At 67.4% G+C, this 18,847-nt stretch carries 15 protein-coding genes and 1 pseudogene; 12 read left to right on the top strand and 4 right to left on the bottom strand.

Annotated elements, in window-relative coordinates; all coding sequences use genetic code 11:
- Nucleotides 1-54: 54 nt before the first annotated feature.
- Nucleotides 55-600: pseudogene (locus ACH4S9_RS39305) on the bottom strand (LacI family transcriptional regulator); the annotation flags it as partial.
- A 72-nt stretch (nt 601-672) separates the two neighbouring features.
- Between ACH4S9_RS39305 and ACH4S9_RS39300 the strand changes: the two are divergent.
- The gene (locus ACH4S9_RS39300; protein WP_398376514.1) at nt 673-2,376 is read left to right on the top strand and encodes a relaxase/mobilization nuclease domain-containing protein; all 1,704 of its coding nucleotides are present in this window, start codon (nt 673-675) and stop codon (nt 2,374-2,376) included.
- A 49-nt stretch (nt 2,377-2,425) separates the two neighbouring features.
- Here ACH4S9_RS39300 and ACH4S9_RS39295 read toward each other — a convergent pair whose 3' ends face one another.
- Together ACH4S9_RS39295 and ACH4S9_RS39290 are read right to left on the bottom strand one after the other, a co-directional pair.
- A complete protein-coding gene (locus ACH4S9_RS39295; protein WP_398376512.1) occupies nt 2,426-3,622 on the bottom strand; it encodes a helix-turn-helix domain-containing protein in 1,197 nt (398 codons plus the stop codon).
- 6 nt (nt 3,623-3,628) lie between these two features.
- Nucleotides 3,629-4,096, bottom strand: coding sequence for an NUDIX domain-containing protein (locus tag ACH4S9_RS39290; protein WP_398376510.1), 468 nt, complete (start codon nt 4,094-4,096; stop codon nt 3,629-3,631).
- A gap of 167 nt (nt 4,097-4,263) precedes the next feature.
- On the opposite strand from ACH4S9_RS39290, the gene ACH4S9_RS39285 reads away from it, so the two are divergent.
- From ACH4S9_RS39285 to ACH4S9_RS39255, 7 genes are all read left to right on the top strand, one after another.
- Nucleotides 4,264-5,070, top strand: coding sequence for a TauD/TfdA family dioxygenase (locus ACH4S9_RS39285; RefSeq protein ID WP_398376507.1), 807 nt, complete (start codon nt 4,264-4,266; stop codon nt 5,068-5,070).
- A complete protein-coding gene (locus ACH4S9_RS39280; protein WP_398376505.1) occupies nt 5,067-5,285 on the top strand; it encodes a hypothetical protein in 219 nt (72 codons plus the stop codon). The genes ACH4S9_RS39285 and ACH4S9_RS39280 overlap by 4 nt, the downstream gene beginning before the upstream one ends.
- Before the next feature lie 326 nt (nt 5,286-5,611).
- A complete protein-coding gene (gene fxlM, locus ACH4S9_RS39275) occupies nt 5,612-6,814 on the top strand; it encodes a methyltransferase, FxLD system (protein ID WP_398376503.1) in 1,203 nt (400 codons plus the stop codon).
- A gap of 61 nt (nt 6,815-6,875) precedes the next feature.
- Nucleotides 6,876-7,064: an FxLD family lanthipeptide gene (locus ACH4S9_RS39270; protein WP_398376500.1), complete on the top strand. Its 189-nt coding sequence runs from the start codon at nt 6,876-6,878 to the stop codon at nt 7,062-7,064.
- A 70-nt stretch (nt 7,065-7,134) separates the two neighbouring features.
- Nucleotides 7,135-10,173: a lantibiotic dehydratase gene (locus ACH4S9_RS39265; protein WP_398376498.1), complete on the top strand. Its 3,039-nt coding sequence runs from the start codon at nt 7,135-7,137 to the stop codon at nt 10,171-10,173.
- Nucleotides 10,170-11,309, top strand: coding sequence for a lanthionine synthetase C family protein (locus ACH4S9_RS39260; RefSeq protein ID WP_398376496.1), 1,140 nt, complete (start codon nt 10,170-10,172; stop codon nt 11,307-11,309). The genes ACH4S9_RS39265 and ACH4S9_RS39260 overlap by 4 nt, the downstream gene beginning before the upstream one ends.
- Nucleotides 11,310-11,341: 32 nt before the next feature.
- A complete protein-coding gene (locus ACH4S9_RS39255) occupies nt 11,342-12,319 on the top strand; it encodes a thiopeptide-type bacteriocin biosynthesis protein (RefSeq protein WP_398376494.1) in 978 nt (325 codons plus the stop codon).
- A gap of 2,371 nt (nt 12,320-14,690) precedes the next feature.
- Here the strand turns inward: ACH4S9_RS39255 and ACH4S9_RS39250 are convergent.
- On the bottom strand, nt 14,691-15,368 hold the full coding sequence (locus tag ACH4S9_RS39250) for a hypothetical protein (protein WP_398376492.1): 678 nt from the start codon (nt 15,366-15,368) through the stop codon (nt 14,691-14,693).
- A 753-nt stretch (nt 15,369-16,121) separates the two neighbouring features.
- Between ACH4S9_RS39250 and ACH4S9_RS39245 the strand changes: the two genes are divergently transcribed.
- From ACH4S9_RS39245 to ACH4S9_RS39230, 4 genes are all read left to right on the top strand, one after another.
- Entirely contained in the window at nt 16,122-16,838 is a 717-nt protein-coding gene (locus ACH4S9_RS39245; RefSeq protein ID WP_398376490.1) for a hypothetical protein, read from the top strand.
- 90 nt (nt 16,839-16,928) lie between these two features.
- Nucleotides 16,929-17,138 carry a hypothetical protein gene (locus tag ACH4S9_RS39240; RefSeq protein ID WP_398376488.1) on the top strand — a complete coding sequence of 70 codons (210 nt, stop codon included), beginning with the start codon at nt 16,929-16,931 and terminating at the stop codon, nt 17,136-17,138.
- Between the two features lie 677 nt (nt 17,139-17,815).
- Complete coding sequence (locus ACH4S9_RS39235) at nt 17,816-18,541, top strand: SAM-dependent methyltransferase (RefSeq protein ID WP_398376486.1); 726 nt, start codon at nt 17,816-17,818, stop codon at nt 18,539-18,541.
- A 28-nt stretch (nt 18,542-18,569) separates the two neighbouring features.
- Nucleotides 18,570-18,776, top strand: coding sequence for a dehydrogenase (locus ACH4S9_RS39230; RefSeq protein WP_398376485.1), 207 nt, complete (start codon nt 18,570-18,572; stop codon nt 18,774-18,776).
- Nucleotides 18,777-18,847: the final 71 nt, after the last annotated feature.

Genomic DNA, 18,847 nt, shown 5'->3' with positions numbered 1-18,847 from the left:
GGCACCGGGAGATGGAGTGTGTCCCGGACGGTGACCATCAGGGGCCAGCGGCGTTCATTGGTGAGGCTCCGCAGTCAGACGTGACCGGCTTCGTGTCCGCAGGAGATCGCCCAGTACGCGTACCGGTGACGTAGGACTGATCGCCAAACGTGCGCCGAGTGCCGCCTCCCACTGCTCGGTCAGTCCGACCATGAGGCGTTTGCGCATGCCGGGGGTGACATGGGCGTAGCGGGCGGAAATGGAGCTGTCGATGTGGCCCATGCGTTCGTCCATGAGGACCTTCTCCGTGCCGAGGTCCTCCATCACGGTCCGGTGGGTATGGCGAAGGCCATGGGGGGTGAGGCCCTTGGCGATCGGGAGCCAGCAAGCGTCGGCCCGCTCGCTGGCGCCGCGTCCTCGGGCTGGCACGCCGGGCCACGGCTCGCCAAGCAGGGGCACGGGTCGTGGCTCCTGCGGCGCCTTCTTCGGATACCAGCCGGAGACCGCTGGGGTGAACAGCCAGGTTGCAAAACCGTTCCTGCGCCAATGGGCGGCGTGCTCCGGCGCTGCGCCGCCTCGCACGAAGCCGAGGTTCACGATGGCCTGCTCCACCTTCGCGCGCGCCGTCCGCGCCGCCATCGCCGACATCGACGCGGCCTCCGATCAGGCTACGACCACGAAGGCGGCTGCTCGGTGATCGCCAAGATCACCAGTGGCAGGAACACCGGCAAGCTGATCAGCTACCTCTATGGTCCTGGCCGGGCGAACGAGCACACCGACCCGCACCTGGTCGCCTCCTGGTACGGCTTCGCCCTCGACCCCGGCCGCACCGACGACTTCAACGAAACCAAGAACCAGCTCGTCAAGGCCCTCGACCTGCGGGTGAAACAGGCCGGCGACCGCGCACCCGAACAGCACGTGTGGCACTGCTCCATCCGGGCCGCACCCGAGGACCGCACCCTCAGCGACGACGAGTGGGCGGACATCGCCCGCCGCGTCGTCGCCGCCACCGGCATCGCGCCCGACGGTGACCCGGACGGATGCCGCTGGGTCGCCGTACGGCATGCCGACGACCACATCCACATCGCCGCCACCAAGGTCCGAGGCGACCTCCGCCCCGCCCGCCACTGGAACGACTACCTCACCGCCGACAGGGAACTCGCCGCCATCGAAAAGGAATACGGCCTCCACGAAGTCATCCGGGGCGACCGCACCGCCGCGCAGCGCCCCACCCGCGCCGAGCAGGAGAAAGCCCACCGCACCGGCCACCAGCGGACCGCCCGCGAGCGCCTGCGCTCCACCGTCCGCACCGCGGTCTCCGCCACCAGCACTCCCGAGGAGTTCCTCCGCATCCTCGCCAGCACCGGCAGCGTGCGCGTCGAGATCCAGCGGTTTCCCTCCGGCGCCATACGCGGCTACAAGGTCGCCCTCGAAGGCGACACCAACTCGGCAGGCGAACCGATCTGGTTCTCCGGCTCCAAGCTCGCCCCCGACCTGTCCTTCCCCAAGATCCAACAGCGCCTGGCCGGAACCCAACCACAGCCCGTCAGCCACCTGCCGCGTCACCACAAGCCCAACCCGTGGCACCGAGCCACCGCCGCCATGGAACGCATCCCCCACCACCTCGACAAGGCGGACGACGAAGCCGCCCAGGCCCACCTCGCCGCATTCGGCGAAGCCCTTGATGCCCTCCCTCTGATCTCACCCCAGGACATCCGCCCCCGGCTGCGCGAGGCCGCCACGGCGTTCGAGCGCGCCACCCGCTCCCGCATCCGCGCCGAACACCACCACGCCCGTACCCTGCGCGGCGCCATCCGGAGCATGCTTCGCGAATCCGCGCCCAAGGACGGAGCGGCCCTCGCGATGTTCCTCGACGCGGCCCTCCTCGTCGTCATCGCCGCCGCCCGCTGGCACCAGCTCCGCCACCACGACCAGCAGGTAGCCGCCGCGCACCGGACCCTGCTCAACCTGCGCACTGCGTACGAGCAGGCCGCAGCGGCACCCCTTGCCGCTCTCGCCCGGCGCAAACCGCCAGCAGAGACTGTCGACCGGCTCGCTCGCCAGCTATGGGAGACCGTGCCCTCCCATGCTCAGCAGATCCTGGACGCCCGTGCCTGGGATGCTCTGGCCACCGCCCTCGCCGAAGCCGAGAGCGTCGGACAGAACTCGGCCATCGTGCTCCAGCAAGCCATCCATCAGCGGCCGCTGGACGATGCACGCCGCCCCGCCGAAGTGTTGACCTGGCGCATCCGTCGTCTCGGCAAGCGCCGTGCCCCCAGCGCCCGGTCCGTGGCCGCCCAGGCCCGGCCTGCCGTGGACCGTTCTGTCCAACCGACGCGTACATCTCCTGCCGGTGCCGTGCCGGAGGCGCCTGCTCCCCGTAGGCCACGGCGGTAAAACGACAGAAAGACGCCCGCAGAATTGGCGGCGGGATGGCGAAAGTCGGCTAAGCAGCCATCTCGTTGCGTATCTGGTCAAGAGACTGGGAGGCGGCGGCGTACTGGGCGGGCAGGCGGGACCCCGCCGTGCGCACGATGCGCTGGAGTTGGTGGGGCAGGCGTTGCATGGCCGCCTCTTGGATCGCGATGTCCAGCGACTGGGCAGCGCCGCTGCGGTCGTCGGCGAGCAGTTGGACGTGCGCGACGGTGATCAGCTCGATGACGCGCCACTGTGGGGCCACGACCGTCGTGGGCAGCGGGTTGTGCTCCACCAGCCGCATGGCCACAGCTGCTCGGCCGGTCGAGACAAGACCGCGGAGCCGGATCTCGTGGAGCGAGAAGGGGTTGAACAAGCTGGTGTGGTCGACGCGGAAGAGCAGAGCGTCGGTCTCCCGCATCACCCGGTCGAATAGTTCGCCGTTGCCCAGTGCGCCGGCTGCCCTGGCGAGCAGTGGCAGGGCAGCGGCTCGGGCGTTGTCGTCCGGTGCTGTAGCCGCGGCGCGGCACAGCCGCTGGACGGCCGCGCCCCTCAGGTTCGCCTTGCGCAGCTCGTTTCCATGCATGCGCAGCACGTACGAGGTCATGCCCCGGTCCTGAAAGTACTCGGCGATATCGAGGCTTTTGGCAGTCCAGTGGGCGGCCGTGGCCAGTCGCTCCTCGGGGAGCACGTTGCCCAGAGCGACGCCGAGGCCTACGCGAGCTCGGGCGAGCAGGTGCAGCACATCGCGCTCGGTGTGGCCGTCTTCGATGCGGGCTTCTAGCCGGGCGACAAGCGGCCACAGCTCGGAGACGGCTTCAGAGGCGTGGCCGGACTGCCGGGCAATCTCGGCGAGCCGGACAGTGGACTCGCCGAACTGCAGCATCGCCCGGTGATCCGTGTCAGCGGGATCGGTGATCCCCAGAACGTGCGGCGGCAGTTCCAAGCAGTCGCAGACCCGGCGGCGGGAGCTGACGTCGTCGAGGGCGCGCTTCCCTAGTTCGAGGGCGGAGATGTAGGTCTTGTCGTAGCCGAGGAGCGCGCCGAGCTCGGTCTGGTTCATGCCATGGACCCGGCGGTAGAACCGCAGGATGCTCGACAGGTCTCCGGAGCCGAGAATGAGCTGGGCCTGCGGGGTCGCCCAGTGCCACTGGGCATGCCGGGCCGAAGGCCGCGGACTGGGGAACCGGTCCGTTTCCACTCGCTGCGCGATCTCGCCCCTGCTCACGGTCGGCTACATCCGCTCGTAGTCGTCCAGCTCCACGTCCCTGCGGCCGTACCAAGCAGCGATGGCCTGCTTGTAGCCGTCGGGCATGTTCAGCCCGGGCACCTCGTCGGCGGTGAACACGCCCAGCTGCTTGTGCTCATGGCTGACGACCGGAGGCCGGTCGGGGGTCAGTACGGTGCAGCCGTAGGTGACGATCAGCACCCTCCGCCCGGGGATGGGCTGGTAGATCCATACAGCGCCGTCGATGAGGGGGCCGGCCTTGACCTCCCAGCCGGTCTCCTCCTGGATCTCCCGTTCCAGCGCGGCTTCGGGACTGGCATCCGGCAGCACGGCTCCGTCCGGGCTGCCGATCTCCAGACGACCGCCGGGCAACTCCCACTCGTCGCGCTCGTTCTTCAGCAGGACCACGCGGTCCTGGGCGTCCAGTGCGACGCCTTTCACGGAGACGGGCCAGAGCGGCGGCGTGTACGTCATGACGATCCTCGTCCTGCGGTGTGCGACCGGGCTCTCGGAACGTAGCACGCCCCGCTCGACCCGCATCCGCACTGGGCGATTTGCCCGAGTCGACAATCAGTCGCTTTACCCCGCACGACGCGACTGCCCACCCTGTCCACACCGACCTCGATCAAAGGAGTACGGCGATGCGCCACGCCGCAGCCGACCCCGTGGCCCTGTTCTCGGGCCACTACGTCAACGTCCGTGCCCCGCGTGCCAGCGACTTGATCGCCGCGCAGCTCCGTGAAAGTGGCCTCGTCACCGTCGACGGGCTGCACAGTCGCCAGGACATGCTGGACTTGGCTTCACAGCTGATGGCCATCACACCGCACCCGCACAGCGCGCCGGACGGCCTGACGCTGATCCGCGACACCGGCAGCCACGCCCACCGCGCGGGCTTCGCCGGGCTCGGCAGCGGCGATCTGCAAGCGCACACCGAGCGATCCGGCGTCCCCAGGCCGCCGCGCCTGATGCTCCTGGTGTGCCTGCGGCCCGCGCCGATGGGAGGCGACGTCCTCCTCGCCGACGGCCGCGATGTCCACGCCCGGCTCGTGCGCAGCTGCCGCGAAGCAGCCGTCACCTTCGCCCAGCCACGGACCGCCTACTTCGGATCCGGGGCCGGCCACGCCACCCAGGTCATCACCGCCCACGCCGATGGACGCATCTCCATACGGCTACGCCAGGACGGCCTGGCCCGGTGGAACCCGATCGCCCAGCCGTACCTCCCCCGGCTGCGGAGCGCCATTACCGACAGCCAGCGCCGCATCACCCTCCAGGCCGGGCAGGGCTATCTGCTCGACAACCACCGCTGGCTGCACGCCCGCACCCGCTTCTCCGGAGACCGACAGCTCCTCCGCGCGCTCGGCGAGCCCCACTTCTCTCTCCCCGAGGGTTTCGCTCCGCACCCCTCGGCAGCGCCGCTGGCCACGATGGCAAGGAGGTGCCGGACGTGACCGACACACGCCAACTATCCCCAGGGACCTTGATGGTCGATGAGCGGACGGACGACATCGGCCGGGTCATGGGGAGCGTAGGACCGTACCTCCAGCTTCGGCCGCCTCAGGACGGCAAGGAGTGGGACGTACCGCCGGATGCCCTGCGCAGGCCAACGGCCATGGAAACCCTGCGTGCCAAGGTCAGTGTGGCGAACGGACGGTGGGGCCGGTGAAGGCAGTGCGCCGGAACTCTATCCAGGCCGGGTATGCCAGGTGGAAGCCGTGAACAGCCGCACCATGAGTCGGCTTGCCCGCTACACAGGCCCACTGCTCATCGTTCTCATCTCCGCATCCTGCGGATTCGTGATCGGGCTCGCGGTCTCCACGGCTCCGCCCTCCCCCTGACTTCCTTTCTGCCGACGGCCGAACCGCTCAACGGGTTCCCAAGCCAGCGCGCCCAGCAATAGGGCATGCCGCAAGCCCCCGAGTCCCCGGCCCTCACCCGTCGAGAAAGAGCAAGCCCGTGAAAAACGTGACCAACGAAGAAGGAAAAACTCCGATGAGCGCACAGCAGTTGCGTGACGAGATGGTCAGGCAGCTCATTGAAATGGGGGCCCTGCGGAGCAGCCATGCCGTGGCCGCGTTCCGGAAAGTGCCACGTCACCTCGCCACCCCCGAGGAGGACCTGGCCACGGCCTATCTCGCGGAACACGCCGTGATCACCAAGACTGACTCCGACGGCGTCCAGCTCAGCTCCGTCTCCGCGCCCCGCATCCAGGCCATGCAGATCGAGCAGGCCGACATCGTCCCCGGGATGCGCGTGCTGGAGATCGGTTCCGGCGGCGTCAACGCCGCGTACCTCGCGGAGATCGTCGGGAAGGACGGCTTGGTCGTCACCGCCGACATCGACCCTGAGGTGACGGAACGCGCGGAGAAGTTTCTGCCCGAGACCGGCTACGACGACCGGGTCCGCATCGTCACCGGGGACGGCGAGCACGGAGTACCGGAGCACGCCCCGTACGACCGGATCATCGTCACGGTCCAGGCCGCCGACATCCCTCCGGCCTGGATCGACCAGCTCGTGGACGGTGGCCGACTGGTCGTTCCGCTGCGGATGCGTGGCATGACCCGCACAGTGGCGTTCGTACGCGACGGGGAACGGCTGGTCAGCGACGGCTTCGAGCTGTGCGGGTTCGTACCGATGCAGGGCGCCGGTGAGCACCGTGTCCGCCTGGTCGTGCTGCATGACGTCGAGGAGGAAGAAGTCGGTCTACGTCTGGACGACCATCCGGAACCCGACACCGAGGCCCTGCGCGCGGCCTTGCGCACACCGCCCGTAGCAGTGTGGTCCGGGGTGACGCTCGCGGGCGACGAGTCGAAAGAACACCTCGACCTGTGGCTGACGACCGTCTTCGACAACCTGCCGCTGCTCATCGCGAAGCCGGCCGCCCGCACCTGCGGGCTGGTCGCCTCGATCTCTCCGCTCGGCATTCCCACGCTGGTCGAGGGCGGCAGCTTCGCCTACCGCACAGTGCGGCCCACCGAGGACCCCGACCGGTTTGAACTCGGCGTCATCGGCCACGGCCCCGGCGCCCAGGAGATGGCCGACCGGATGGTCGAACAAATCCAGGCCTGGGACCGAGAGCACCGCAGCCACCACGCGCACATCGAGGTCTATCCGGCGGGCACACCGGACGGCCGACTTCCCGCGGGTCGCGTCATCAACCGGCGGCACACGCGGATCGCGATCACCTGGCCGTAGCGCCGAAAGCGCCGCGACCCAGGCAGCAGGAGCACATCCCACCGCAACAGGAGGTCATGAGATGTCAGCACAGCAGACCAGCCCCATGCCCAAGACCGGGACGAACTACACGACCGACGCCACCTCGGACTTCGACCTCAACATCGAGATCCTCTCCAACGCCCCGGTCGTAGCGGGACTGCTGAACGACACCGGTGACGGCTGCACCGCCACCTGCCAGTCCGCCTGCTCCAACAGCACCTGCGGCTGACCAACCAGTGCGTGCCGGCGGTCAGGGGCCGTCGGCACGCACCACCCGAGACGACGAAGGAGGCACAGCGATGTACGACGTCATTGACGCGGTTCTGATCAGGACCGCAGTTCGTCCACTGGCGGCCACACTGCCTCCCTGGCCGGACCTGAACGGCACCACCGCCGATGACGTCGACCGCTGGCGGAAGTGGATCGAACAGGTCTGGGCGAACGACACCACGGCTACGGCCATCGAGTTCGCCAGTCCGCTCCTGGCCGATGCCGTGTGTGGCATCCTCAGCTGCCACACCCAGCGCCCCCGCCCGGTGCGGCGCACCGTGGTTTCCCTGGTCCGCTACCTGCTACGAATGCAGCACCGCGCCACGCCGTTCGGCCTTTTCGCCGGCCCCGCGCCCGTACGGCTTGGTGACACAGCAGAAGCCCGCTGGGGAACCAAGCACCACGTGGCCGCCCGTGCGGACGACGAGTGGCTGACTGCAATTATCACCACTCTGGAGACAGCACCCGACCTGCTGCGGCGCCTACCCGTCATGGCCGACCCCACCTGCGTCATCCGGGGCACCAAGATCGTCGTACCGCACCAGCCGGGGAAGGACGGCCCCGTCGAGGTGACGATGCGGCGCACCCCCGCCGTCGAGACGGTGCTCCGCCTCGCCCAGTCGCCCATCACCGTCGGGGACATCGTGGCGAAGCTGAGCACCGACTACCCGGACTCCCCCAGCTCGGTGATCGAGGACATGGTGCGCGGTCTCGTGGCGAACCGGGTTCTTCTGACCAGCTTGCGGGCGCCCATGACGGCCGACGACTCCCTCGGCCATCTCGTGGCCCAGCTCGACGCCATCAGCGCGGACGCTGTCTCCGAGACAGCAGCCACTCTCCGACAGGTCCACCAGCTCCTCATCCGGCACGACACCGCCACACCCGACGGGCAACGGACCGTCCGCACCGAGGCGACCCGACGGATGACGGCCCTGAGCAGCACCCCTGACCGCCCCCTCGTGGCGAACCTGCGGCCCGACTGCGACGTCACTCTGCCCTCCGTTGTCGCCGAGGAGGCAGAGCGCGCTCTTGCAGTCATCGCCCGCATCTCGCCGTACCCTGCCGGGTATCCGGCCTGGCAGGACTACCACGCCCGCTTCCTGGAGCGGTACAGCATGGGCGCGCTCGTCCCGGTCTGCGATCTCGCCGACCCTGACGTCGGGCTCGGCTTCCCGGCCGGCTACCGGGGCTCGGTCCTGAAACGCCCTGTCGTGGCCACGACCCGCCGCGACGAATGCCTCCTCGCTCTCGCCCAGGAAGCCGCGGTGAACCGTGTGCGCGAGATCGTGCTCACGGAGGAAGACTGCGCTGCCCTCACTGCTGGCGACGTCGCCCAGGTGCCCGCTCACGTCGAAATGTGCTTCACGGTGTTGGCGGACTCTCTGGACGCCTTGCAGAGCGGCCGGTTCGCATTGAACCTCGCGGGCCTGTCACTGGGTGCAGGCAGGACAATGGGCCGATTCCTGGCCATGCTGAAGCAGCCTGACCGGGACCGCATGAGGGCCGCCTACGCCGCCATGCCCACCCTCGAGACCGACGCGTCCATCGCTCAGGTCTCCAGCCCGCCGCTACGGCTGCGCACCCAAAACGTCAGCCGCGCACCCGCCATCGCCCCGCACCTGCTCTCCCTGAGCGAGCACAACCCGACTGCCACGCTCGACCTGCACGATCTCGCCGTCAGCGCGGACACTCAGCGCTTCTACCTGGTGTCGTTGTCCACCGGGCAGCACATCGAGCCGACGGTGATGAACGCCGTGGAACTCACCAACGCCACCCATCCTCTGGTCCGCTTCCTGACCGAAGTACACCGCTCACACGTCGCCGCCCTCACCTCATTCGCATGGGGTGCAGCCACCCGACTGCCGTTCCTCCCCGAGGTACGCATCGGCCGCACCATCCTCTCCCCTGCCTGCTGGCGACTCAGGCAGCGCGACATCGGCAGCGAGAGCGAGCCCGGCTGGATGCACCGCTTCACGGACTGGCGCTGCCGCTACGGCGTGACCCGAACCGTTTACCTCGGCTCCAATGACCAGCGCCTGCGCCTCGACCTGGACAACCCCACTCATCTGCAACTGCTGCGAGCAGAGTTGGTGCACACGGACGCGGTGACCATGCACGAAGCACCCGACGAGGACGCGCTCGGCTGGCTGGGCCACGCCCACGAGATCACCATGCCGTTCGCCTCAAACCTGCCGCCCTCACCGTCCACGGCCGGCACAAGAGCAGTCGTCAGCCGCAACTCCGGACGCATCCCCGGCACCACCCGGTGGACGTACCTGAAGGTCTACTCTCACGCCGACCGCGCCCCGGAGATCCTGACCAGGCACCTGCCCGCCCTCTTCCAGGAGTGGGGAGACGAGTCACCACTGTGGTGGTTCACGCGCTACAACGACCCCGGCGCCCATCTGCGCCTACGGCTCCGACTGCCCAGCCCGCACGCATTCGGCGATGCCGCACAGCGCGTAGGGACCTGGGCAGCAGCTCTCCGGAATGACGGGCTGATCAGCCGCATCCAGTGGGACACCGACGAGCCCGAGACCGGCCGCTACGGCACCGGACGTGCCCTCGACGCTGCCGAACACTACTTCGCCGCGGACTCCGAAGCAGCCGTCGCCCAGATGATGCTCAGCCTCCCGGCCGAGCTACGTCCGGCCGTCACTGCGGCCAGCTTCGTGGACATCGCCACCGCCCTCACCGGCAACCCGGCAACTGGCCGCTGCTGGCTGGTCGAGAACCTGCTGAAGGCGGAGGGGGAAGCACCTGCACGAGATCTTCAGGCCCAGACCATGCACATGAGCGCGCCCGACACCCATCTCGCCGCCCTGCGCGCCCTGCCCGGAGGTGAAGGCGTCGCAGCAGCCTGGGCCCACCGCCGAGGAGCCTTGGAGACGTACCGCGCTGCCCTCGCAGACGACGGTGCCGACCCGACCACCGTCCTGCCCTCCCTGCTGCACATGCACCACAACCGGGCGGCCGGCATAGACCCCGATGGTGAGGCCACCTGCCGCCGTCTGGCACGCGCCGCCGCGATCTCCTGGACCGCACGAGCCAAAGGAGCCCTCCGGTGACGACCGCTCCGCCCATCGTCGACAAGGAGGCCGCCACCCGGCAGTCCCTGGCTCATGGCCCTCTTGGCATCGCCCTGCTCCACATTGAGCGAGCCCACCGTGGTAACGGATCGTGGCAGTCCGTACATCGCCAGCTCGCCAGCATCGGCCCGCTGATCGACGGCGGCGAGGCGAACCTGTTCCTCGGCGCACCCGCGATGGCCTACACCCTGCACCTGGCCAGCGACCGGTACACCAACGCCCTGCACACCCTTGACGGGCTCGTGGCGGCACACACCCGCCGCCGACTCGACGCCGCACACGCACGCATCGACCAGGGCAAACTAACCAGCTTCGCCGAGTACGACTTGCTGCGCGGCCTGACCGGACTGGGCGTCCTCCTCCTGCGCCGCGCCCCCACCGGCGACGAAATGAAAGGAGTCCTGGAGTACCTGGTGCGTCTCACCGAGCCGATCCCCAGCCCGGGCAGGGACACGCTGCCCGGCTGGTGGGTATGGCACGCCCCCGTTCATCTCGGCGCACCTACTCCCGGCGGCCACGCCAACGCCGGTCTCGCGCACGGCATCACCGGTCCACTGGCACTCCTCGCCCTTGCCAAACGACACGGCATCACGGTCAACGGCCACGATGATGCGATGGCCCGGATCTGCCGCTGGCTCGACCGGATACGCCAGAGCGACCACCGAGGAACCCGCTGGCCGCGATGGATCACCAGAACCACCACAGTGCTCACCAATCCAGCGGCTCCGTCCTGGTGCTACGGCACCCCCGGCCTGGTCCGCGCCCAGCAACTCGCCGCCATCGCCCTGGACGATGTCCACCGCAAGCGCATGACCGAGCGCGCGCTGCTCTACTGCATGGCTGACCGGCTCCAACTCGACCAGCTCACCAACCGCGGACTGTGCCACGGCGTCGGCGGCCTGATGCGCGCCGTTCAGCGCGTTGCCCAGGACGCGGAGAATCCGGACCTGTTCACCGACCGCCTGCCGCAGCTCAGCGAGCGCTTCCTCAGCCTTGGCCCCCCGGCGGAAACCGGGTTCCTCGAAGGCACGGCCGGAGCGGCCCTCGCCTTCCAAAGCGCCGAGACAGACGCGACCCCCCTCAGCGACTGGGACGCCTGCCTGCTCCTCATCTGACCACTTTCCTCATCCCGTGGAGAGGCATAACGGTGGATCCGCACAACAGCAGCGCGACCGAGACAGCCATCCTGGCCGTCCTTGCCGGAGCCCCCATCGCGGACGCCGCCGCCCAAGTCCGCTGGTCACCGGGACGTCTCGCCGAAGCTGTCGAGCTATACCGCGCCGCCGGCCGCGCCTCACTCGACGCTCAGCCCAACCCCACCGGCTGGCACCAGGTGTACATCGAGTTCGCCGATTACCTAACCGCCGAGCACGCCTTCATCACCCACGTCCTGCCGTCCCTGCGCACGGCCACAGACACCGGAACAGTCGCAGCATGGTGGTTCCTCCGCAAGCAGCCCTGCTGGCGCCTTCGAGTCACCCCCGGCCCGAATACAACCGTCGAGGGCGTGGCGCATTACCTGGCCGAACCACTTGGCTGCACAGTCGCGATGGGCCTGACCAAGCGCTGGTGGCCGAGCCTGTACGAGCCGGAGACGGCCGCATTCGGTGGCCCGGACGGCATGACGACTGCCCACGACCTGTTCCACACAGACAGCGTCGGAGTTCTTGACTACCTACATGACGTGAAGACGGACTCCAGCGGACTCCTCGACGCCAAGGCCACCTCGTTCCTCGTCATCAGCGCATTCCTACGCGCCGCCAGACAGGAATGGAGCGAACAAGGCGACATATGGGCACGCGTCGAAGCGAAGAGGTCACTGCCCGACGACGTTCCCATGGAGCGGCTCACCGCCATGACGCGCAAGCTTCAGAAGCTCCTGGCCATCGACCCCAGCCCTGCGCTCACAGCAGGCGGCCCGCTCGCGCCTCTCACCAAGTGGATCAGCGGGCTACAACGCTCTGGGCGGGCCCTCGCAGAGGCTGGCCACGCAGAACGGCTCGGCCTTGGCACACGCGCCATCCTGACCAAGCACGTCCTCTTCCACTGGAACCGCATGGGATTCACCACGCGCCAGCAGGCGATGTGGGCCCGAGCGGCTCGTGAAGCGATCCTTGGCCGCTGATAAGGCAGCAGGCCCCATTCAGGTGGTGGCGGGGAACCCTAGAGCTCCGCCATTTGTCGTGACTGAATCTCCCACCGCAGCTAAGCAGCGCGCCAAAGAAAATCCTCACACTCAGAAGAACCGTATAAGCACCTTGCGTACCAAACGGCCTTAGCGAATGCTGGGCTCTAGCGATACTTGGTCACATATGCAGACAAAGAAGCAGGCGCAAAGTAACCATAAAGACCACGCAGGGTGAGCTCTGTACGTGACCTGTGCACCAAATACGCGCCCGTGCCTGCGCACGGTGCCTCTCGCGGAGAGCACGGGCATCCCAGACGGGAGGGCGTCGACGAACTCCGCGATGCCTCCGCCTCACGGGAGAGTCCCATAAATACAGACTCGAAAACCACGACAGGCGGGCACGCTGGCAGGCAACGGCTCGGCATACACGCCTGATTTATCCACCGAGGGGTCTGGACCATTTACCTAGAGCAGCAGTCTTCATCACCGCTGCCTCGACAACTTCGTGAGCCGGTCTCCATAGGCCGCGAAGGTTTAGGCGAATCTTATTTGAGAACGGTTGGCCGCCGCTGCTGAACCCGCGCCAAGTACCGTCCTCCCTGCGACCCCTTGGCCTCATGATGTTGATAAGTCGGTATGCCTCAAGGGCCTGCGTGGCGTCATACACGTCGCGCGACAGCCCGAAAAGGCCAGCCCGCTCCTTCCATGAAATGGATCGATACTCCTCTTCGGAGGCCAACTGGAGACACATCAAGAAGGCAGCGATCTCACTCTTCGTCAGCGCATGCACCCACCCCCTCGTGAAGAACTGAAAGGGAATCTTCAGCGTATCTTCGTCGCCACGAGGGACGCGATAATCGACTGCACCCGCCGATGAGCTACTGGCGTCCTCCGATAGAAGTCGGAACCCTTCGTACCTATTCACCGATCCGGGCTTTCCCAGGTCGACAACATGATTCCGGGCCAGTAGACCGAGAGCCGATCGGAACTGGCGGAGTTTATTCCGCGTATAGGCCGACGCCTGGGCGGAACTCCCACTGGATTTGGCAGACACGGCTACAAGGTCCAACCAATTCACCGAATCAGGGGTGCGCCTACTGAGGGGAATCTGATTGTCCCACGCCCTGCCCGGGCGAGATTGACAGTGTGCGACAAATAGTGCAGTTAAATGCAACTGAAGCGCCACTCCTTGCGACACAATAAGGCGCGCCATAGGGGGAAGTATGTGAGACGCAGGGCGCTTGCGTTCGTCTAGTTCGGGTCCGAATCTGAGCTGCGCAGGGACGGGAAACGGGACCCAAAGGTCCACGTCTGGAATATTAGGGTTGCGGACATAAAGGGTTCGAATGCGAATTTCGTTGGGTGCGTGGCCGTTGGACCACAGCTTCTCCGCCGCGGCGAGAACCTCCGAGAGCCCCCGCTCCCGGACGAGGACTCTGAGCGTCTCGGCTCGCTTCCTGGCCCTCTGCTGATTCTGCGTCGTCTCCGTCAAAGTGGCCCCCTACCGCAGACGATGACGTCTTGGTCCGACCTCTCCCTACTCCGCGTGCGCGCACGCGCGCGGATAAGTCGGACCAAGACGTCATCGCTCTCCATGCCTGTCCTCCGATGGCCCGCTCAGAATGGTTCCCAGCGAGCACCGCCCGGTGCTCGGAGGCGAGGACGGCAGCGCCGGCAAGCATCCACCGTCCTCGCACCCAACCACAGCGTTCTGGAGGAACACTGATGCCCACCCAGCCTACGCAACTCAGCGCTGACGCCACAGCGTTCATCGGCGTTCTCGCGGTCGGTGTAGTGCTCATCATGAGTCGTTCGGTCGATGCCGAGGGGATATCGGTTCTTGCGTCGGCTCTCGGCGGCTTGTACGCCGTCTGGACTGGCCGTTCACCCCGCAACCGCAAGTAATAGGAGGTCAGTCCTGCTCGTGCGACGACGGGCATACGAGAACGACCACCCTCATGTTGCCTTGGGGCGGTTGATGCAGGTGTGTCAGAGGTGTGCGGTCGGGGCACGGCCTCGCTGTCAGAACTCCTAGACGACTGCCCGAAGGGCTTGTTCGGTGCAGCAATGCGTGAGCGGATGCGCCGGTCTGACCCAGACGACGCGCCACCATGAACCACACCGAACAGGCAAACCGGACGGCGGCCCAGAGGCCGACACCGCCCGACGTGATCTTTCTGGGTTCCATTGATTGGAGGTTCGAGTCCCACACGGTCTACGGCGTGCAGGTCGGCGTGGATCCCGTCCGACCTGCCGCACGACGCCCGGTCCCACTCCGGTGAGTTCGGGCGTTGCTTCGTGTCCGAGGGCTTTGTGTGGAGGCCTCGGGACAGATCGGCGTCGACGGTGCCGCGGTCACCCATCGTCGTCACGCGTCGTTGATCGGCTTCTGTGCCCGTGCATCGTCATCCCAGCACCAACACTTCTTCGGATCGCCAAGCGCCATCGGGACATTGGTGTCTCCCCAACAGTCGACGTGATCTCGAAGGAAGTACTCGGCCGCGATCATGGCTTTCCATCGGACGGTATACGCCTCCTCCGCCTCGTGGCATGTTCCGTCGCCGCCGTGAGCTCTCCAGCTCCAAGCACCTCGGTCTGGAAGGTAAGTGATCTCGGCGACCCCGCCACACTTTTCCACCGTGATCTTCTCTGGTCGCCCAGAGCCGTCGTCGACCGCGCCGGGCCACTTCTTACGCGCTGCCTGCTTGGTGATCCCCCAGGAAGATCCCAGATCGCCGTAGGTAGCACCCATCCCTCCGCCCATCAGCGCAGCCTCAGCGGCAAGGACCTCGGCGGCTTCATGCAACTGCCGCAGAGCGTGCAGGTAGGCGAGCTGCCAGTCTGCGAACAGCTCCGCCCTAGCCGAGGGTTCGTGTCCGTTGGCCAGGCACTCCTGACCACGCGCCGAGGCCCATCCCGCGATGTTGCGGGCCAGATCCCTCAGCTGGTCTCGCATTCGGGCGTCTTCGGCTGAGCTAGGCGAACGCCATGGCGCCGCCATGGCGCCCGACTTGAACAAGAAATCGTGACCACTCACTGAACGCATGGAGACAACCGTAGTTGTCGCAGCACGCCTGGTGGGGACAACCCCGATTGTCGCAATATGCCTGCGTCAGACCGGACTTCAAAATTTGATGTGCTCGGCTGCTCGACTCGAAGCCGCAGAGGAGTGAAAGACACCGCAGGTCACGCCCGTATGACCTTGACTGCAGGAAGTGGCCAGAGTCGACAGCAACGGCAGAAAGCGGGCCGCAGTGACTTGCGGTGCTAAGCGGCAGGTGCTCGAAGGTAGGCGCGCTCGAATCACCGAGCCAGCCGCTTGCCTACGGCCGACGTGTGCCGTGAGCCCGAAGAATCGGAGAAGCCGTGCCCAGGCATCAGAACTCTCACGTTGTTCCTGACACTCAGGCCGCCTACCCATCGGATCCGCCCTCGCCCAGGCCGGCCTTCGAGCTCCGTTGCGGACCATTGCACGTGACCCTTGATCGCGCACCGGTCAAATTTCTGGCGTTCGCGAGCACGGTGACGCTCGGTGTCATGGGAGCAGCGAACTGGTTGCACTGAAAGGCGGTCAGGGTGTGCTCCGCAAGCGGAGCACACCCTCGTCCATGCGCGCCCTCAAGACGCTATGCTTCGGTCAGGCGACCACGCTCGCCGTTACGTCGGACCTGGGTTCCTCCCGCAGCTACCCAGGGCTGAGGGCGCAAAGTGCCGTCGGGCGCGCGTGATTGAAAACTGTTGTTCCTCCTATGGGGCGCAGTGGGCGGGAGCACTGAGGCACGCCCACCGGGAGCCGGACATGACGCTCGACAGGGATATCGCCACACTCGCACGCCGTATCCGACGCGAGTCCGGGGACGTCATCCCCTTCCAACAGGCACGGTTGACCGCCGCGCGCGAGTTGGGCGGGCTGCCCGTCCACACCATGGCGCCCGAGGAGCGGATCCCGCTCCGCGTCCAGTACACCGGGGAGAGCAAAGCCGCCGCCCGATCTGCGATCAGCAGCGACACCCGCAGACTGGGCCTGGACCACTGTTCGGACGACCAGCGCGCCTTCCGGGCCCTGCTAGCGCTCGCGCTTTTCAACGGCAACGTCCACACCGGTCCGACGGCGAGGTGGAACTACTCGGTTGTCGCCTCGTACGACCCGGTGATGTCGCCCCGCAGGGACCAGTTGGTGATGGTGGCGGAGCGCGCCCCGGAGAACGTGGCCACCCGGCTGCTGGCCACCGAGGGGGCCGACTCACGCGGCGTCCCCGGACTACGGCACGAGGTCAGCTACACGTGCCATGGGCGGCGCTCCGTCTGTCTGCGCCATCTGCCCACCGGTGCACTGCTGACCATCACCGGCGACCCGGCCGGATGCCGGCGCGGCAACAGGCGCAGCCGCGTGCCCCGGCGCCCCTATCTCACACTGGACAACGGCCTCACCGCGCACGAGCGCCGCACACTGGCAGCGGTCCCCCCGATCTCGGGGGAAGCGACCACTCTGCTGGCAGGTCTCGTTTCCCGCTAAAACCTGGTTGACCGGCGTGGCCACTGGGCGACCAGTCTGTCCTGGGACCCTCTGGAGCGCCCCGGAGTCGAACGCCGGAAGGAACCGGAAGTGATCCGGCACGGTGCCGTACATCGGCTCTGGGGCGCCGGCGACTCATGGGAGTTCCGCTGGACCGGCTATCCCGAACCCCGCGACCTGGCTCTGGCCCTGACTCACCGGGAGGCCGGGGTCAAGGGTGCGGGATTTACCCGCCACGGTGACACCTACCGGGTGGTGCTGGGCACCGCCTCGCTCGACCTGTGCGATGGGAAGGGCTGATCCATGCCGTTCCTCACCGACCACCCGGGGTCCGCACCCGTGCTGGTGGCTGCGCTTGTCCTCGGAGTCCTCCGCTTCACGTTGCCGAAGGATTCTCGCCATCGCCTGGAGCTGTGGAAGGCCGTCCTCAAACACCGACGTCAGCGCTGGCAGGTGACGGAGCGCCGCCGCAAGATTGGAAGGTCCGGCGAGACGGACCAACCGGATCTCCCTGCTGGAGCGGAGCGAGGCGGCGGTCACCGATCAGCTCGGCGAGGGCGAGCACGGGACTGAGGCCCGGGAATGAGGATGACGCCGCGCCCCTGTTGCACGAGTTGAGCTGAGTGCCGGTCTGCTGCCACCCCGCCGTCCGGTCGGCTGAGGTTTACGGCCGGAGAAGAGGGGCCGCCTACGGCGCATCACGTGGGAGCCATCTGGGAGCCGACCCGCTCCCTAAACCCTCCCGAGACCACGCGAGCCCCACTGAGCCCAACGCCCTGACCTGCGAAAATACCAAACATGCAGGTGCCGATCTTGACCGAACCTCGTTCGGGACGAAGAGGTCGTGGGTTCAAATCCCGCCACCCCGACACAGGTCAGAGGGCCACCTACCGGTTTCGGTAGGTGGCCCTCTGCGTTGTCGGCACGTGAGCGAAAACGAGGTGCGTGCGAACCCTGTCGGTTGACAGGCTGTGCCGGTGAACCGTGAAGAGATGTCCCGGATCGCCCATGCCGAGCACCCGATCAAGTCGCCGCTCGCCGACGACTCGGTCGGCCGGCTGCTGGAGCGGGGGCTTCCGAGGGGCGACGAGCGTGTGCTGGACCTCGGTTGCGGCGGAGGGGAATGGCTCCTGCGGGCCCTGGTCACCCGACCGCACCTGCGCGCCGAGGGCGTGGACATCTCCGCGGACGCCCTGGACCGGGCCGCCGCCGCCGCGAGCGACCTCGGCGTCCGGGAGCGCCTCGTCCTTCACCACCAGAGGGCCGAAGACTTCGTGTCCGCAGAGCCGTTCGACGTGGTGCTCAGCTTCGGGGCCACGCATGCCTTCGGTGGCCTGCTCCCCACCCTCGCCGCGGCCCGCAGGCACCTGGCCCCTGGCGGCCGTGTCCTTCTCGGTGAGGGATTCTGGGATCGCCCCGCGTCGCCGGAGGCGATCGAGATGCTCGGGAACTTCACCGACCTGGCGACCACCGTGGACCGTGTCGTCGCCGACGGATGGACTCCTGTTCATGGGCACGTCAGCACACGTCGCGAGTTGGACGACTACGAGTGGGCCTGCTGGGGTTCGCTGGCCGCATGGGCCCTGGACCACCCTGCCGACCCGGACGGCTCGCACGTGTTCGAGACAGCCGCGGTCCGTCGTGAGGAATGGCTGCGCGGCTACCGGGACAGCTGGGGCTTCGTCTCCCTGGTACTGCGCTGAAACAACGGAGCGCAGTACGGTACATGTCATGGCCACCGCACGAGTGCCCGTCTGCCCCGATTGCGACGGCACGCTGAAAGTCGGCGTGATGGCCCTTTGCCAGCGTGAGGACGACGGCAAGCTGACCTGCCGCATGGTCTGGGGCTGCGCCAATCAACACGTCTGGTGGCACTGGGCGGACCGCCCGGAAGGCCCGCTGGAGCCTTGCCCGTACCCGGATCTGCTCGACGACTGACGCGGCCACCACCGGGTTGGTGGAGGGGAGTTGGCGAAGGCGGCGTACAGGGTCCTCAGCGCCTCCCACAT

Source organism: Streptomyces sp. NPDC021225 (assembly GCF_044332865.1).
Taxonomy (GTDB): Bacteria; Actinomycetota; Actinomycetes; order Streptomycetales; family Streptomycetaceae; genus Streptomyces.
The sequence above is the reverse complement of the archived record's forward strand: the minus strand, read 5'-3'. Positions and strand labels throughout refer to the sequence as shown.

Excerpts from the sequence above, each read along its gene's own strand:
- ACH4S9_RS39285 (WP_398376507.1), top strand. The coding sequence starts at position 4,264 with ATGCGCCACGCCGCAGCCGACCCCGTGGCCCTGTTCTCGGGCCACTAC.
- ACH4S9_RS39270 (WP_398376500.1), top strand. The coding sequence starts at position 6,876 with ATGTCAGCACAGCAGACCAGCCCCATGCCCAAGACCGGGACGAACTAC.
- ACH4S9_RS39265 (WP_398376498.1), top strand. The coding sequence starts at position 7,135 with ATGTACGACGTCATTGACGCGGTTCTGATCAGGACCGCAGTTCGTCCA.
- ACH4S9_RS39245 (WP_398376490.1), top strand. The coding sequence starts at position 16,122 with ATGACGCTCGACAGGGATATCGCCACACTCGCACGCCGTATCCGACGC.
- fxlM (WP_398376503.1), top strand. The coding sequence starts at position 5,612 with ATGAGCGCACAGCAGTTGCGTGACGAGATGGTCAGGCAGCTCATTGAA.
- ACH4S9_RS39290 (WP_398376510.1), bottom strand. The coding sequence starts at position 4,096 with ATGACGTACACGCCGCCGCTCTGGCCCGTCTCCGTGAAAGGCGTCGCA.
- ACH4S9_RS39230 (WP_398376485.1), top strand. The coding sequence starts at position 18,570 with ATGGCCACCGCACGAGTGCCCGTCTGCCCCGATTGCGACGGCACGCTG.
- ACH4S9_RS39250 (WP_398376492.1), bottom strand. The coding sequence starts at position 15,368 with ATGCGTTCAGTGAGTGGTCACGATTTCTTGTTCAAGTCGGGCGCCATG.